Origin of the sequence: Bacillus cereus group sp. BfR-BA-01383 (assembly GCF_022663495.1) — a bacterium.
In the GTDB taxonomy this organism is placed as follows: Bacteria; Bacillota; Bacilli; order Bacillales; family Bacillaceae_G; genus Bacillus_A; species Bacillus_A cereus_AU.
In genome coordinates, this window is sequence record NZ_JAKUFP010000017.1 from 15,032 (window position 1) to 30,900 (window position 15,869).

Genomic DNA, 15,869 nt, shown 5'->3' on the forward strand with positions numbered 1-15,869 from the left:
ATGTTACTTTTTTTGTGTTATATAATAAAAAATGTAGAAAAATCAAGGATTCTTTCGGATACCCATTTAATTTTCACTCAAATTAAACTATTCGGATATATCTTAACTTATGAATTTCGGAGGTAGTTTATCATGTTTTGGCTACAATTTCTTACCTTATTACTCTGCATTTTTATTGGTGCACGCCTAGGCGGAGTTGGTTTAGGAGTAATGGGTGGAGTTGGTATGGCAATACTCGTTTTTGTCTTCCACTTACAACCAACCGCTCCTCCTATCGATGTAATGCTTATGATTTTAGCGGTAATCACTGCTGCTGGTGCTTTGCAAGCTGCTGGAGGAATGGACTATCTTGTTCATCTAGCTGAGAAAGCATTACGAAAAAATCCAAAGCGTATTACATTTTTCGCTCCAATTGTTACTTATTTATTCACACTATGTGCAGGAACTGGTCACGTTGCTTATTCTGTACTTCCTGTTATCGCAGAAGTCTCTCGCGAATCTGGGATTAGACCGGAACGACCAATGTCAATTGCCGTAATCGCTTCCCAACAGGCAATTACAGCTAGCCCCATATCAGCTGCAACAGTTGCTCTTTTAGCAATGTTAGCTGACTATCAAATCACTTTATTAGATATTTTAAAAGTAAGTATCCCTTCTACTTTCATTGCTTGTATGTTCGCTGCATTCGTTGCTAGCAAAATGGGGAAAGAATTAAATGAAGACCCTGAATACTTGAAACGATTAAAAGAAGGAATGATTCCTAAGCTTGAAGAGAAAAAAGAATTTGTGGGTGTAAAAGGCGCTAAATTATCAGTTATCCTTTTCCTAGTAGGAACTTTCCTTGTCGTACTTCTTGGTTCATTTGAAGCACTTCGTCCGGGATGGATGGTTGACGGGAAGTTAGTTCGTCTTTCCATGCCAAACACAATTGAAATGGTTATGTTAACTATCGCAGCTCTTATTATTATTTTCTGTAAACCAAATGTAGAAAGTATTGTGTCTGGTAACGTCTTTAAAGCAGGAGCAACTGCTGTCGTCGCAATCTTTGGTATCGCCTGGATGGGAGATACTTTCTTTAACGGAAACTTAAATATGATTCAAGGATCAATTCAGCACTTAGTAACAAGTGCCCCATGGCTATTTGCCATCGCATTATTCATTCTATCTATTTTACTTTACAGCCAAGCAGCAACCGTTCGTGCTTTAATGCCTCTTGGACTATCTCTTGGTATTCCACCAGCATTACTAATTGCAATGTTCCCTGCAGTAAATGGATACTTCTTCATTCCAAACTATGGAACAATTGTTGCTGCCATTAACTTTGATCGCACTGGTACAACAGGCATCGGTAAATATGTTCTAAATCATAGCTTTATGATTCCAGGCCTGATCGCAACCTTTACTTCTATCGGAATTGGAATGCTCTTAATTTCAATTATGTTTTAAATAAAAGCACAAACCTATATTTTAAAAAGGTTTGTGCTTTCTTAATCAAACGTTTGTTTAAATACTTTTGGCAGTCCATTCTTTCATGCAGCATTTGAAATACTACATGGCCCTTTTCTACAAACTTTTATTTACTTCTCCAGCTAATTTCCTTGTACTTTCAAACGCAGATTCCGCTAAACTAATTGCCGAAATAACTGAAACACCATCCGCACCTGCTTCTATAACGGAAGCAGTATTTTCAACCGTAATCCCACCAATACCAACAATCGGCACTGTAATTCCTTGTTCTCTAAAATGAGCTAATCCTTTTGTCCCTTGCACAGTTTTCGTATCTTTTTTTGTACTCGTTGGGAAAATAGGGCCAACTCCTAAATAATCAGCTCCGTTTTCAATTGCCCAGCGTGCTTCTTCAATTGTATGTGTAGATACACCGATAATTTTATCACCCATTTTTTCGCGAACAGAAGTAATCCCCTCATCATCTTGTCCAACATGTACACCATCTGCATCTAATTCGATGGCTAGTTCAACATCATCATTTACAATAAACGGTACACCATACTCCTTACAAAGTGCTTGCACCCCTTTTGCAAACTGTAGACGTTTCTCTCCCGTTAAAGCTCCTTCTCCCTTTTCACGAAATTGAAAAAGTGTTACTCCGCCGTCTAACGCTTCTTTCAATACGGCTAAAGGATCCTTCATGCAGTTATTACTTCCCATAATAAAATACACTTGCAATAGCTTTGACATTTTATCTATTTCAATGCGTGCCATTTCATTCACTCCCTCTTACTCTAACTCCTCAATCTTTCCATACTTCTCAATATCATCTGAAGTTGTATTCGCTAATTGATTTAAAAATTCAATTTGGAAACTACCAGGTCCTTTTTCTACTGTTTTAGCCGCTGCTAGTTCCGCTGCTACTCCATAAAATGTTAATGCTGCTACGGCTGCCTTTACATAATCTTTTTCTACCGCTGTAAAAGCTCCTATTACAGAAGTTAGTAAACAACCTGTTCCAGTAACTTTCGTTAAAATAGGATGGCCGTTTCGAATAAGAACAGTTTTCTCTCCATCTGTAACAACATCTTCTTTTCCAGTAATCACCGCAACTGTATTCAATTCGTCTGCTGCCTGTTTTGCAATACTTACAACATTGCCATTTCCAGTACCAGCATCTACGCCTTTAATTTCCCATCTCTCATTAATCACGTTAGCTATTTCAGCTGCATTTCCGCGAATAATAGCTAAATCTATTTCAGCTGGAATATGTCTTGCAACTTCTGTTCGATAAGAGGTCGCTCCTGCGCCAACTGGATCAAATAGTACCGGTACATCATTCGTATTAGCCGACTTACCAGCAAGTAACATCGCCTCTACCTCTTCAGGACGAAGCGTTCCCATATTTAAAACAAGAGCTCCAGCAATGCTAGCCATTTCTGCTACTTCTTCTTTTGCATACGCCATTACAGGTGATGCTCCTAATGCTAACAGACCATTCGCTGTAAAATTTGTGACAACAACATTTGTAATATTATGAACGAGCGGATTAGATTCTCTCACCAAATCCACTACTTTACTAATTTCTTTCATATTCATCCTTTTCATCTCCTAACTATACTGATGGGAGATACACAAAAAGGCACTTTGCGTACGCAAAGTGCCTGAACATGTGCTGTTACACTCTCCCTACGCTGGCATTATCCAACAGGTTCAAATGGTCAATGACGGGTTAGCCATACTCTCAGTTTGCATCCACAAACTCCCATGTGTTTATTATTCATCTACTTCAGAGTCTACTCTTATTCTAATAAAATAACAAGTTCTTTCCTTTTCCATATAAAAAGAGTGATAAGAAATTCATCCTATCACTCTTTTACATTATTATTTTAAACCTTGTGATACTTCTTTAACCATTTCTGATACAGACTCAAGTCCGCCACCAGATAGGTACCAGTAGTTTGCATCAAGATAAATGACATTACCATTTTTCGCCTTTATATACCGAAAATGAATTTCATTATGAACGTGTCCATCTCAAAATATGACATGTATATCAATCTTTTATTTGTATTTGTAAATCCCACTACTTCATTTCATCAAAAATCATTCAAACTTTGAGCGCGACTGAATCTCAAGAAGATGTGTGCTATATTTAACGTATGGAATTTTGAAAGGATGTTTTTAATATGGTAAAAAGCGTTGTAATCGCTGAAAAACCTTCCGTTGCACGAGATATTGCTCGCGTACTGAAGTGTGATAAAAAAGGAAATGGCTATCTTGAAGGTAGTAAATACATTGTAACTTGGGCTTTAGGTCATCTCGTTACATTAGCAGACCCAGAAAGCTATGATGTGAAATATAAAAAGTGGAATTTAGAAGATTTACCAATGCTACCTGAATGTTTGAAACTAACAGTTATTAAACAAACTGGTAAACAGTTTAATGCTGTGAAAAGTCAGCTACTTAGAAAAGATGTCAATGAAATTATTGTGGCGACAGATGCTGGGCGTGAAGGAGAATTGGTCGCTCGTTGGATTATTGATAAAGTTCGAACTAATAAACCGATCAAACGTCTATGGATTTCATCTGTTACTGATAAAGCAATTAAAGATGGTTTTGCAAATTTAAAACCAGGTAAAGCATATGACAATTTATATGCTTCGGCAGTTGCGCGTTCAGAAGCTGACTGGTATATCGGTCTTAATGCGACTCGAGCTTTAACAACTCGCTTTAACGCCCAATTAAATTGTGGTCGTGTACAAATGTATCCCGTCAATAGTTAGGGCGAAATTAATATTTCTAGTATTTATATGACTTGTATGATTTCCTCCCAAATTTACATGGTTATAATGATAATTTTAAGTAGTAAAAACCTCGATTTGATTGTAAAACACCTTCCCCTTTTTTATTAACAGAGCATTCCCACCACTTTGAAATTGATTTAAAGAAGTTTGTAATTAAGTGTATAGATATTACTTTGTCTTATTTCCCAGATATTAGTTTGGAATAAAGTTTAATCAGAAATGTTTTACAAACCCTTATTTGATAAGAAATAAAAGGAATCCATTTTGAAAAAAGATTGATCAAAACGGAATCCCACTTTATGAAGCATTATACAATTTTTATAAAAAAGTTTGATCGAAATTTTAAGAAATAAATTCCGAATTATTATTAATCCGATCGATAATACCAATAATCCCCTTAGCATCCCCCATATTGTGTTTGAACAAAGAAGTGATACTTCCTAGTGCTCTAAATGGATCTTGCTGTAACACTTGTTTATCTAAAGTTCCATTTTTCGCAACATAATCCACAATTAATTCAACGAATTTTGCTTGTTGAATATTCAGGCGTTCTTCAGATAGAAACTCCGAGAATTCTTTCAATGCAACACTTCGATCTACCCCAACAATATTACGAACAAGTCTTGTAATTGGCGTATCACCAAAATCCTTTTCATATTGTTCTTTTGAACCTAACTCATGCCATAGAATTGCTTCTAATGTTTCTACATCTTGTTTTGTTAACTCTTTATTATGGCGCAATTTATAAATAGCGGTTTGATCCTGATGCTCTTTTAGATAATGCTCTACTTTCTGCCGATAACTTTGTAAATCGTTCACATCTAATATGGATCCATTTTCAGTCTGTTCAATTATTTCATCTTTGAAATCCGTATAATAAATTTTTTGTTTCTCACGCTCAATGAATTTGATCAAATCACGTAATGCTTCACGTACACTTTCCAAATCTTGTAAAGAGGCTTCTTGCCAAAACGTTTCATCTTTCACTTTTTGTATAACAGCTTTTTTCTCTACTACTTGTGGAATGGAGCCTAACTTCGATAAAGCTTCTGCTGTATGCATAACTCTGGTAATTGGTTTTGTCGCATTATTCGAACTCAGTTTTGCCAGTTCAATTGTGTACATCAATAAGTCAAATCGTTTAGCCAACTCATCATCATCGTAAGGAATAACTAGAGGAGACACATGTTCTTTAATTTCATTTGTTTGAATGACTGATAAAGAATTCCAATTTTCTTTTTCTCTATATTTATGAACATATTGAATATGTTGACGCACTCGGAAATTTTCATCACTTAATGTATTCACATCTATTACCAGTTTATTAATAGTATCTCGACGAAATTCAGTGTATGGTGTCACTTGATACTCGATATCTTGTAGCTCTCGCACCATATCTACTTTAGAATTAAATAACTTCTCTGTAAGTGTTTTTGTTAATTTAGTTTCTGTCCCATGTTGATTCGCACGGAAATACTCAAAATTCCCACACCAATCAAATATTAAAAAATCTTCTTTATCTTGCCCCAAGCCAAATAAATCTGGGCAAAGTCTTGTTCCTCGACCAATCATTTGCCAGAATTTTGTTTTAGAACGCACTTTTTTAAAGAATACTAAATTCACTACCTCTGGCACATCAATTCCTGTATCTAACATATCTACAGAAATTGCAATCTGTGGCATTTTTGAAGTTGTTGAAAAATCATCAATTAACGACTGATAGTAATTCACACTATAATCAATGACCTCTGCAAAGTTGCCACCACATTCAGGAAACTTCAAATCAAATCTTTCTTTAATTGCTAACGCATGACGGTGGTTTTTTGCAAAGATAATTGTCTTTCCAATTTTATCGCCACCTTCGATATGGATCCCATTTGTCATTAAACTTTCTAATACCATATCGATTGTGTCCACATTGAATAGCCAATTGTTTAAAGCTCCGCTGTCGATATCTCGTACATAGAGCTCGTCTTCAAAAACATCTTCAAATTCAGATTTTTCTTCTTCTGATAGGTCATCATAAATGATGCCATCTTCTAAGAACTTCGTTTTAGTTTCCAGTGTCTTATAATCTACAAGATACTTATCTTCAACCGCTTGTGATAATTCATAAGCATAAGTAGGAATACCATTTTCCAAATCAAAAATTGAATATGTATTTTTATCAACTTCATCTTTTGGTGTTGCTGTTAGGCCAACTAGCATGCTATCAAAATAATCAAAAATACTACGATATTTTTGATAAATACTACGGTGTGATTCGTCAATAATAATTAAATCAAAATGACCTACTGTAAATAAACGATTACCATCCTTTGTTTTTGTTTCATCAATCGCATTCATCATAGTAGCGTATGTTGAAAAAGTCATTCGACTTTCTTCAGGATTCGCTTTATTTTCAAGTAAGTTACATAATGATAGGTTAGGCATCAAGGCATTAAAGTTTCGCATCGCTTGTTTAATTAAGGATGTACGATCTGATAAAAATAAAATATTTTTCACCCAATTATGCTTCGTTAAAATGTCCACTAGCGAAATCGCCGTACGTGTTTTCCCACTTCCTGTTGCCATTACAAGAAGTGCTTTTCTTTGATTACGTTCAAAGGCATCACAAATTGAAAGAATTGCTTCTTTTTGATAATAACGATTTGTAATATTATCATCGATTTTCACATCTTTTAGCGGCTTACGAAGGGTACGCCGATCGATGATTAGCTGTATTTCCTCCTTGTTGTAAAAGCCAGATGTTCTACGTGCTTTATAGTTATCATGCCAAATATATGTTTCATATCCATTTGTATAGAATATAACCGGTCTTAATCTCTGCTCTCTTTCAATGCAGTCTGCATAAAGCTTCGCTTGATGACGACCGTCTTTTGGATCTTTCGAAGTTCGCTTCGCCTCTACAAGCGCAATGATTTTACCGTTTTCACCACGTAATACATAATCAACAAAACCTTCACCTGTATTATTCGGCATTCCCTTCACTGAGTATTCTTCTTCGATATCTTGATTAAACTGCCAACCTGCTAACTTCAAATCTAAATCAATATACATTTTACGTGTATCAAACTCACTGATTTCATCTACAACAAAATCAACTTTTTTCGTATGCGTAATACGTTTAGCCGTGAACTGACTACGTAAAGTTTCGTTCTCCTTACGCAATTCTTCTAAACTTTTATCTTTTGCACTTAAACGCGCATATAAATTCTGTAATTCACCTGGGCGCTCACGTTTTTCATCATTCGCATGCAAAATCACTTCATTGAAAGTCGGTGCTGTATATTTATCGGCATAGCAATAATCAATCCATGATACGAATTGATGAAGGTGATGAAGGGACAATACGGCTTCATCACGTTTGATGTTGACATTCGTATGAACTGCTGTATTGCCTAACTTCACCACGTATTTCATCATCGGTAATAACTCTTCATCAATGATACCTAAGAAGTTACGGTCATGAATTAAACTCGATAAATTATCACGGTATGGTACCGTAACATCATTATCAACTTGATACACCCATTTCACGGCAAGTTCAAGAGCACGACGTGTCAAAATGGCACACGTCGAAGGGCTTACAATCATTGCGTTCTCAGCTTCTGTACAAGCTGTCGCAAAACTCTTAAACTGATCTTTTTCTTTTAAAAATCCAAAATTCGTCATCAACCTAACCACCTTCGCGACTTAGTTATTATGCTTTATTTTGAAAAAGCTCGCCTTTGAGAGCTTTTTGTAATAAGGATTTTTTCAAATTTTCATTTTCACTTAAACCTTGCAATAATCTACTTTTCTGAAGTTCTATCTTTCTTAAAGATTCTAGAAACTCAACTTGTTTTTCTAATGGAGGAACTGGAAATTCAATACTATTTAATACTGATGTATTCATATGGGTGAAAGCCCCGTCATTTCCAGTTTTCATACGACATACTCTATCTCCAAATATTTTTATTAACCATACTAAATACTCAGGAACTAACTCATCATTAAGACGTAACCGAATTAAGTTAGTACTAATTAAGGATTCTTCATTTACTGAATGGACAACAGCCATTTTCCCAACAGTTCCTGCTCTCGATATAATAATATCTCCATTCTCCACCTTATAATTTTTTAATTGATTAGCTTTTTCTCTATCTACAAATAAGTGAGGTTCATCAATAAATTCGTTTTGTTTCGTAATATTATCCATGTTCCATACAGGAATACCTGAAGAAGTATATTCTTCTTTTTTTAACGCACTCCCAAAAGGCCCACATTTCACAGACTCTTTTTCTGAAATATAAAAATCCATCAATGACCGAATGACATAGTTGTCTTTATTTACTGTCGGATCACCAAACATCTCTAAAAACACACTTTGCTTTAATTCATCTAATGCTGCGAGTTGAGATTGACGTTGATTTATTAACTCTAGAGAATTATAAATTACTTTCACGATTTTTTTCTGGATTTCTATATCTATTACAGGTAAAAGAATATCTTCTAAAGCCTTTCTAGAAATATGAGGAATCGTTGCACCTGTGGCTGTTTGCTGAAAGTAATCAAACTTCGATTGCAAAAGTATCGCAACAAATTCAGCTAATAACTTATCTGTATTTAGTGATAACTTAGCGAGTGTACTGCCTAATGCACCAACTAATCCTATCCCAACCGTCCCAGCATTAGCTCCATCCCAAGCGATTAGGACATCTTCTTTTCCTACCATCACATGTTTCTCATTTGGTAAACAATATTTCAACGTATCATCATTTCTTAAATCTCCTATTTGAATACAACGAATACTGTTTTCTTGATATTCAGCAATTACTTCTACTTTTTTTCCTTTTTTTATCGTAAAAGCATCTTTCAATTTGATGTATTCCATCTTAATACTCCTTTTTTAAAATTTTTTTTAACTCTTCTAGTTCAATTAAAATTTTGGATTCCAGCTGCTCAATCTCGTCAATAATTTCTATAGGTGCTCTATACTCAACTTCCTCATAGTCAATCTTTTTATACTTGTTAATAGAAAGATCCCATTTATTCCCTTTAATTTCTTCAAACGGTACAAAAAATGATTGTTCCGTACGTTTACGTTCATTTTCTCCTTTTAAATCATTGTAGCGTGCAATAATATCTGGAATATCATTTGCTTCTATTTCATTTCGTTTATCGTCTAATGAGAAGCCATCAGCTTTCATATCGTAGAACCATACGTTATCTGTACCACCTGCATTCGTTTTTGTGAAAATCATAATCGCTGTTGATACTCCTGCATATGGTTTAAACACACCACTCGGCATAGAAATAATCGCTTCTAGTTTATTATTTTCAATGATTTCTTGTCGAATCGCTCTATGCGCTTTTGAAGAGCCGAATAACACACCATCTGGTACAATTACCGCTGCACGACCACCTGGTTTCAAAATACGTAAGAATAATGTTAAAAACAGCAACTCAGTTTTCTTCGTTTTCGCTACGGCTAGTAAGTCATTCGAAACAGCTTCATAATCTAACGAACCTTTAAACGGAGGATTCGCTAATACTAATGTATATTTATCTTTTTCCTTATTGTCTTCTGAAAGTGAATCACGATATGAGATATTCGGTGCATCTACACCATGTAACATCATATTCATTGCACCGATACGCAACATCGTTGTATCCATATCATTTCCATGGAACATATTGTGATGGAAGTGCTCTTTTAAGCCTTGTACAAGGAATAAATCACTGTGATTTCTACGTACATGTTCACTTGATGATACTAAGAAACCAGCCGAACCCATCGCCGGGTCAGTAATGATGTCTTCTGGTGTTGGCTTCATTAAATCCACCATCATATTGATGATATGGCGAGGTGTACGGAATTGCCCGTTTGTACCCGATGTTGCCAACTTTGATAATAGATACTCATATACATCACCTTGTGTATCTCGATCTTCCATTTGGATACCATCAATCGCTGAGATAACACGTTGCAACGTAGATGGCTTATTAATTTGGAATATAGCATCTTTCATGTAGGTAGAAAACGCAGATTCTTCTTTTCCACCAAGTCCTTTTATAAATGGGAAGATTTCTTGTACCATTTTGTTGTACATATCCTCTGCATCGCCTAAGTTTTTAAACACATTCCAACGAAGGTACGGCTTATCTTTCGGAAAAATCCCTTCATGTTCCAACCCTAAAAGTTCAGCATCTTGCTCTTTTGCTAATTCTGTCTCATCTAAGCCTTTCATAAATAGTAAGTATGTTAATTGCTCAATATTTGTTAATGGATTGGTGCTCCCCTCAGTCCAGAGAGTTGTCCAAATTCCATCAATTTTATTTTTCAATTCACCTGTAATCATGTATAATTACCACCTTTTATTATTTATTAATATATTGATTAAAAACTACATGCTTAAAATATCTAAACACACTATAATTTTATTGGATTTTAAATGTGTCTTTTAATCCCATTTTTTCAAATGCTTCTATTTTTAATTGTTTTTGGCGTAAATGTAACTCTTCAAGTTGTTTAATAATATCTAATGCCTCCACTTTATAAGTTGCAACAATTGCTAGTTGCTTTTCAATAGGCATAACAGGTACTGGTAATTCTTTTATCTCCTTTATCGGCAAATTGGGAATAGTTGAGCCTGCCATGTGTTTTGTAAAATAAAATTCAACAATTGGTGATTCCAAATATAGTTGTAAAAACTCTGCATCTAATTTTTCACCACACCGTACCCCTACAAAATTTTGAGATATTAAAACATCCTGTGCATCTGATTTAAAGATTGCTGTCTTACGTTTTGCACCTCGAATTGAAAGTAAAAGATCATTTTTTTGAATACGATTATTATCAATCTTCGCATTATTTTTTATTGTATATTTGGTAAGTTCCTCATATTCAATTTCGCCATCTACAACATCCGAAATCTTCAGAACTGCATAATCACCATTAGGATCTTCATCCTTAGTTGAGGCATTATAACCTCTATACAAAGTCACTAAATCTTTTAAAGCTACTGTTTCCCTTTGTTCTAAGGCCGATGGATTAAGTATAATTTTACCATATTCTTCTACATCAATTTCCGCTTTGTATACGTACGTTTCAGGTGAAAGCTGTCCAGATTGAATTTTTTCATTTGAAACAAATTTACTAATAGCCTCTTCTTCTAAACCATGTGATAAAATCATACTAATTTGTTCAATTTCTTCATCTGCTAAATATGTTTCTCTTCTAGCATCTGTTCCTAATTCACTCGCATTTACCATTAAAATTTTGCCTTGTCTATCTAATGCTTTATTTTTATTACAAAGCAATAATACAGATGCAATTCCTGTGTATGGAGCAAATAGATTAGTTGGTAATAACACAATAGCCTCAATTAAATCAAAATCTATTAAGCGCTGACGAATTTTTTGTTCAGGACCACTTCTAAATAATGTACCAGCAGCTAAGCAAAAAGCTGCTTTCCCTGTGCTTTTTAATGCACTTAATCCACTGCTTACAAAAGCAAAGTCACCTTTTGAACGTGAAGGAATTCCGTAAACATACCTATTAAATTCATCATTTTCCATAGTCCTAACTTGCTCATCTGTTAATTGGCTTGCAAATGGAGGTGTCATTGCAACAAAATCAAATTTTTTCATCTCTTTTCTTTCAATAAATCCAGGTTCTTTTAGAAAATCTTTATTAACGATATTTACTTCTGCTTCTAATAAGAAAAAACGAATTGTTGATATCGTTGCAGCATCTAAATCAATATCTTGCAGATTTAACTCTAGTATTGGATTTTGTTTTAGAAAATCTGTAGCGGAAAATCCATACCCAGCTGCTCCATCTAATAAGGTACTATTCTTACAGTTTTTTAAGTCAAAATAATTTCCGATAATCTCATTTATAGCTAAAGGGGTTGCAATTCTTTCAGATCTCATTCCCATTTGATTTTTTACTGATGTTAAAAGTTCATCAAATATTTCACTGAACGAAAAATCAATCACAGCCTTACTTAGTGTCAGCACTACTTCACTTCTTACTTGTGAAGAGAGTTCCCTAAAAAACATATCCAGTTGAGGAAGCATATACTCAAGAATTTTGGAATCAAGTTCTAATTGTTTAACAACTTTTTGCACTTTAGTATCCATATTTTGAGTTTGTGCTAACTCTTTTAAAAAATGAGGTCGTTGCTTTTCTAAAATTAATATTGTACCCACCGGGATTGTTACTTTATCCGGAGAAATATACCCTCTTACTAAATCAAATATCTTATAAACGTAATCTTTTTTCACCACACTCTACCCCCTAATTAGTAATCGTTAATAACTTATAAAATAAATATAATACACAAAGTTAGTACAGTCAATACTATTTTATAGTATTTGCGTTTATTTATAAAAAAATACCATTTTCCTTTAATTGATCGCTCGATAAAGAGAACCTTGTGATATTCCAGTTCCTTCTATAATTTCCTTAATGGAATTAATGCAAATGGCTTTGATAAAAGAACAAAAAGAAAGAACAAGTTTTGAAAAAAGATTGATCAAAACTTGCCCTTGAAATATTCTAACAAATTATTTTTTTATAAATGGTTAATCTTTTTTCAAAACTGTTGTACTTTATTATAAACGATTAAACCTTATTTCAAATCCACATTTTTGTTTGATTAAAAGAATGTTTTAGACTCAATTTTACCGCCATACTTTATATTCATTACTTTTAATGCCTATACTTCCTACGGATAAGCATTAGACTAACTTCCGTCAAAATAGTAGAGTAGAGCATCTTATTTCAATAAAAGCATGTTACTTCTTTAATTCAGTAGCAATTGTTACCATTGCAGTCCCAATAGCACCTAGAACAATTGCCCAAACCTTAACTTTATCCATTATCCCTCTTCCTTTCGTTGTATAATTTAATATCAATTTGTTATAATAAATCATAACGCATATCGTTGTAATTTTCAATAACGAACGTTATATATTTTTGTAACTAGGAGGGCATAATGAGTTTAAACTACCATTCATTACTAAAAAAATATATACTTAATTCTAATTTAAGCCTCAGCCAACTGGAAAAAAAAATGCGAGAAAAAGGGTTTAATAAAAATAAATCATATTTGAGTAATCTTCAAAATGGGAAAGTAGAACCTCCCTCCTCCGAAGTTAGTTATGCACTAGCTGAAATAACTGGTGGGGATCCAATTCGATTAATAACAGTTGACTTAATAAGTCAACTCCATTTAGAGGAAATAAACAATAAATCTTTTGTTCCCTCCTTCTCTAATCAAATATACAGTATGTTAGCTACAATCATTGAAATGAACAGGGCCCCTTTAGCAAAATTTATACTTGGGCATTTACCCTCTAATATGGATTGTAATAGGTTATATGATTCCCTAACCTATGATAACTTGAAAGCTATGTTCGATGACATTCCCCCTGAAGATTTCATTCAAAATCTTACTGCTCCTTTAATTGAACTAGAAAAACAATCTTTAGAAATGGATAAAAGATTTTCAGAAATGGGTACCAATGGGCATGATGTTCTCAATGAAATAAAAAAAGAAGGCTTACTACAATCAATAAACAAGGATGAATTAAACTATTTAACTGAATGTTTAAATATGTATCGGAAAATGAATTTACACCCTAAAGAAGAATAAACTTTTATTCTCTTAATTAATCTTAAATATCATCAAAATTTATTGCTTATAAGAATGCAGCTATATCAAAGAATTAATAACTTTATTAGTTTGTTCTTAAACCCATTCAATTAAATTTTTAGCCCATAAGGTGACACTATACATGATGTTAAAGCTAAACAGTACATACAATATCTATGTAAAAATAAATTATATGGGGATCCTATCATAATCCACTGGTATTTATAAATGAATATATAAGCGTTAATTCTAACAACATACTTAATGTGTACAAAGTTAAATAATCACTACTACCTATTTACTCAATTAAGTATTGGTTTGGAATAAAGGTTGATTAAAACACAACTGTAAATGCTAATTTTAATAACAGATCATAAAACTTCTAAGACCAATATAAAAGAGTGAGCATTAATGCTCACTCTTTTATGCCAGATGTAAATCTTTTTTCTAATCTATATTAAATTTTTCACTATCACTAAAAGTAAGACAACTATTTTTGCATACTAAATACTCATTTATGGGCCAACTAAACCGAGTCTAATACTTTTTGTAGCTTTATAATAAAGTTTGATTACAAATCACGAATTATGCTTAATTTCATCGCATTTAAAAAGCTATCGTTTTGAATAAAGATTGATCAAAACGATAGCTTTCTTTTATTTTTAAGAACTGTTTTTATAAATAAGTTTGATTATTTTAGATCTCCTTATTCCATTAACGCCCCCTTTAGTTGAAGAAGATTGGTAACCATAATTATCATCCTTTTAGTTTTTCCTGCTGAACAGTATCGTTGTACTATGCAGCTAATAACTTATATAATTTAAATATAACTAGTCTATTCCAATTGATTGGTCCCTATAACAGCAGTACTAAGATATTCAATTATTAAGAGATCTATTACAAACTACAATGAAATGAGGTAGGTGTATTATGGGCATCGCAGTTTTGTTTAGAAACCTAGTAACCCCCAATTATTTTAGAAATTGTGTTGAAGATTTAATAAGCTTTACAGCAGATTTTGAAATGACACTTCATATAGGATCAGGTTATTTCTCTGCTTACACTCTTAAAAAAGAAGATTTTTATAAATTAATTAAAAAAAACCACAAAATAAAAAAGGTAGTAATTTATGGTGGCAATCTAGATAGTAGATTCGAAAAAGATGTAGATAGAAATCTATTATTATACTCAAATGAAAATAAGAAAGATTATAAAGACGGTTGGAATGTAAATTTAATTTGGATGAAAAATCTATTAGAGGAATCTGATATACATACAGAAATTCGTATACCAAAAGACGATATAAATTGGCATGCAAAAGTAGCAGTTCTACAGTGTAATAATAATGGAAATTCCGTTGCCGAAACTATTGGTGGAATTGTAGGAAGTTCTAATCTTACTAATCATGCATATATGTTAGCTCCACCTACTTTTAACATGGAGGCTGATACATTCATATATAATCCAATCTATGAAGATTATTTTATAAATGCATTAGAAAAAATACATAGGACTAGTTCTTCTGAAAACGAAAAGAATACAGAACAAAATGAAAATACGGAAAGGATTGAAATAATACACTCACAAGTGGACACCTTTAATAAACAGGATGAAGATAAATTTCTAAAAGAGGTTATAAATAGTATGCAACAGAGTACTGTATCCATATATCGATATAAAAACCGAAATTACACAGTATAAGTCTACTATGTATTAAGAATGATGACTTAATTCTTGAACTAAACTGCCAGTTAGTTCAAGAAAAAGTCCTAACTTAAAAGCTAATAAGATTTCTTATCGAACTTTTTTATTAATAATCAAACTTTGTTTTAAAGCAACACTTTTTTCTATAGTCTAAAACATTTTTTCAATCAAATAATTTTGATCAAACCACACAATATAATTATCAAACGGGCGCAATTATAGAAAAAAGCAAAAGGATGATACATTTTGGTCATGTATCATC

At 33.3% G+C, this 15,869-nt stretch carries 10 protein-coding genes, 2 pseudogenes and 1 riboswitch; of the genes and pseudogenes, 4 read left to right on the forward strand and 8 right to left on the reverse strand.

The window, feature by feature from the left end:
- Positions 1 to 132: 132 nt before the first annotated feature.
- Positions 133 to 1,446: an anaerobic C4-dicarboxylate transporter family protein gene (locus MR065_RS16360; protein WP_097904922.1), complete on the forward strand. Its 1,314-nt coding sequence runs from the start codon at positions 133 to 135 to the stop codon at positions 1,444 to 1,446.
- 117 nt (positions 1,447 to 1,563) lie between these two features.
- Here MR065_RS16360 and thiE read toward each other — a convergent pair whose 3' ends face one another.
- The 3 genes and pseudogenes from thiE to MR065_RS16375 form a co-directional block, all read right to left on the reverse strand.
- On the reverse strand, positions 1,564 to 2,223 hold the full coding sequence (gene thiE, locus MR065_RS16365; protein ID WP_242214393.1) for a thiamine phosphate synthase: 660 nt from the start codon (positions 2,221 to 2,223) through the stop codon (positions 1,564 to 1,566).
- A gap of 15 nt (positions 2,224 to 2,238) precedes the next feature.
- Positions 2,239 to 3,048, reverse strand: a complete 810-nt coding sequence (gene thiM, locus MR065_RS16370; protein WP_242214394.1) for a hydroxyethylthiazole kinase — start codon at positions 3,046 to 3,048, stop codon at positions 2,239 to 2,241.
- A 70-nt stretch (positions 3,049 to 3,118) separates the two neighbouring features.
- A riboswitch (TPP riboswitch) is annotated at positions 3,119 to 3,228 on the reverse strand.
- 105 nt (positions 3,229 to 3,333) lie between these two features.
- A pseudogene (locus tag MR065_RS16375) lies at positions 3,334 to 3,444 on the reverse strand (ABC transporter); the annotation flags it as partial.
- A 194-nt stretch (positions 3,445 to 3,638) separates the two neighbouring features.
- Here MR065_RS16375 and topB point away from each other — a divergent pair.
- Positions 3,639 to 4,214: pseudogene (gene topB / locus MR065_RS16380) on the forward strand (DNA topoisomerase III); the annotation flags it as partial.
- 384 nt (positions 4,215 to 4,598) lie between these two features.
- Here topB and MR065_RS16385 read toward each other — a convergent pair.
- From MR065_RS16385 to MR065_RS16405, 5 genes are all read right to left on the reverse strand, one after another.
- The gene (locus MR065_RS16385) at positions 4,599 to 7,931 is read right to left on the reverse strand and encodes a DEAD/DEAH box helicase family protein (RefSeq protein WP_242214395.1); all 3,333 of its coding nucleotides are present in this window, start codon (positions 7,929 to 7,931) and stop codon (positions 4,599 to 4,601) included.
- A gap of 28 nt (positions 7,932 to 7,959) precedes the next feature.
- Positions 7,960 to 9,132, reverse strand: coding sequence for a restriction endonuclease subunit S (locus tag MR065_RS16390; RefSeq protein WP_242214396.1), 1,173 nt, complete (start codon positions 9,130 to 9,132; stop codon positions 7,960 to 7,962).
- Position 9,133: 1 nt separating this feature from the next.
- Positions 9,134 to 10,600 (reverse strand): type I restriction-modification system subunit M, encoded by a 1,467-nt coding sequence (locus MR065_RS16395; RefSeq protein ID WP_242214397.1) that lies wholly within the window; start codon positions 10,598 to 10,600, stop codon positions 9,134 to 9,136.
- 79 nt (positions 10,601 to 10,679) lie between these two features.
- Positions 10,680 to 12,533 (reverse strand): N-6 DNA methylase, encoded by a 1,854-nt coding sequence (locus MR065_RS16400; RefSeq protein ID WP_242214398.1) that lies wholly within the window; start codon positions 12,531 to 12,533, stop codon positions 10,680 to 10,682.
- A 510-nt stretch (positions 12,534 to 13,043) separates the two neighbouring features.
- Complete coding sequence (locus MR065_RS16405) at positions 13,044 to 13,181, reverse strand: hypothetical protein (protein ID WP_242214399.1); 138 nt, start codon at positions 13,179 to 13,181, stop codon at positions 13,044 to 13,046.
- 62 nt (positions 13,182 to 13,243) lie between these two features.
- Between MR065_RS16405 and MR065_RS16410 the strand changes: the two genes are divergently transcribed.
- Positions 13,244 to 13,903: a hypothetical protein gene (locus MR065_RS16410; RefSeq protein WP_242214400.1), complete on the forward strand. Its 660-nt coding sequence runs from the start codon at positions 13,244 to 13,246 to the stop codon at positions 13,901 to 13,903.
- Between the two features lie 930 nt (positions 13,904 to 14,833).
- Positions 14,834 to 15,604 (forward strand): hypothetical protein, encoded by a 771-nt coding sequence (locus MR065_RS16415; RefSeq protein ID WP_242214401.1) that lies wholly within the window; start codon positions 14,834 to 14,836, stop codon positions 15,602 to 15,604.
- The last annotated feature ends 265 nt before the right edge of the window (positions 15,605 to 15,869 follow it).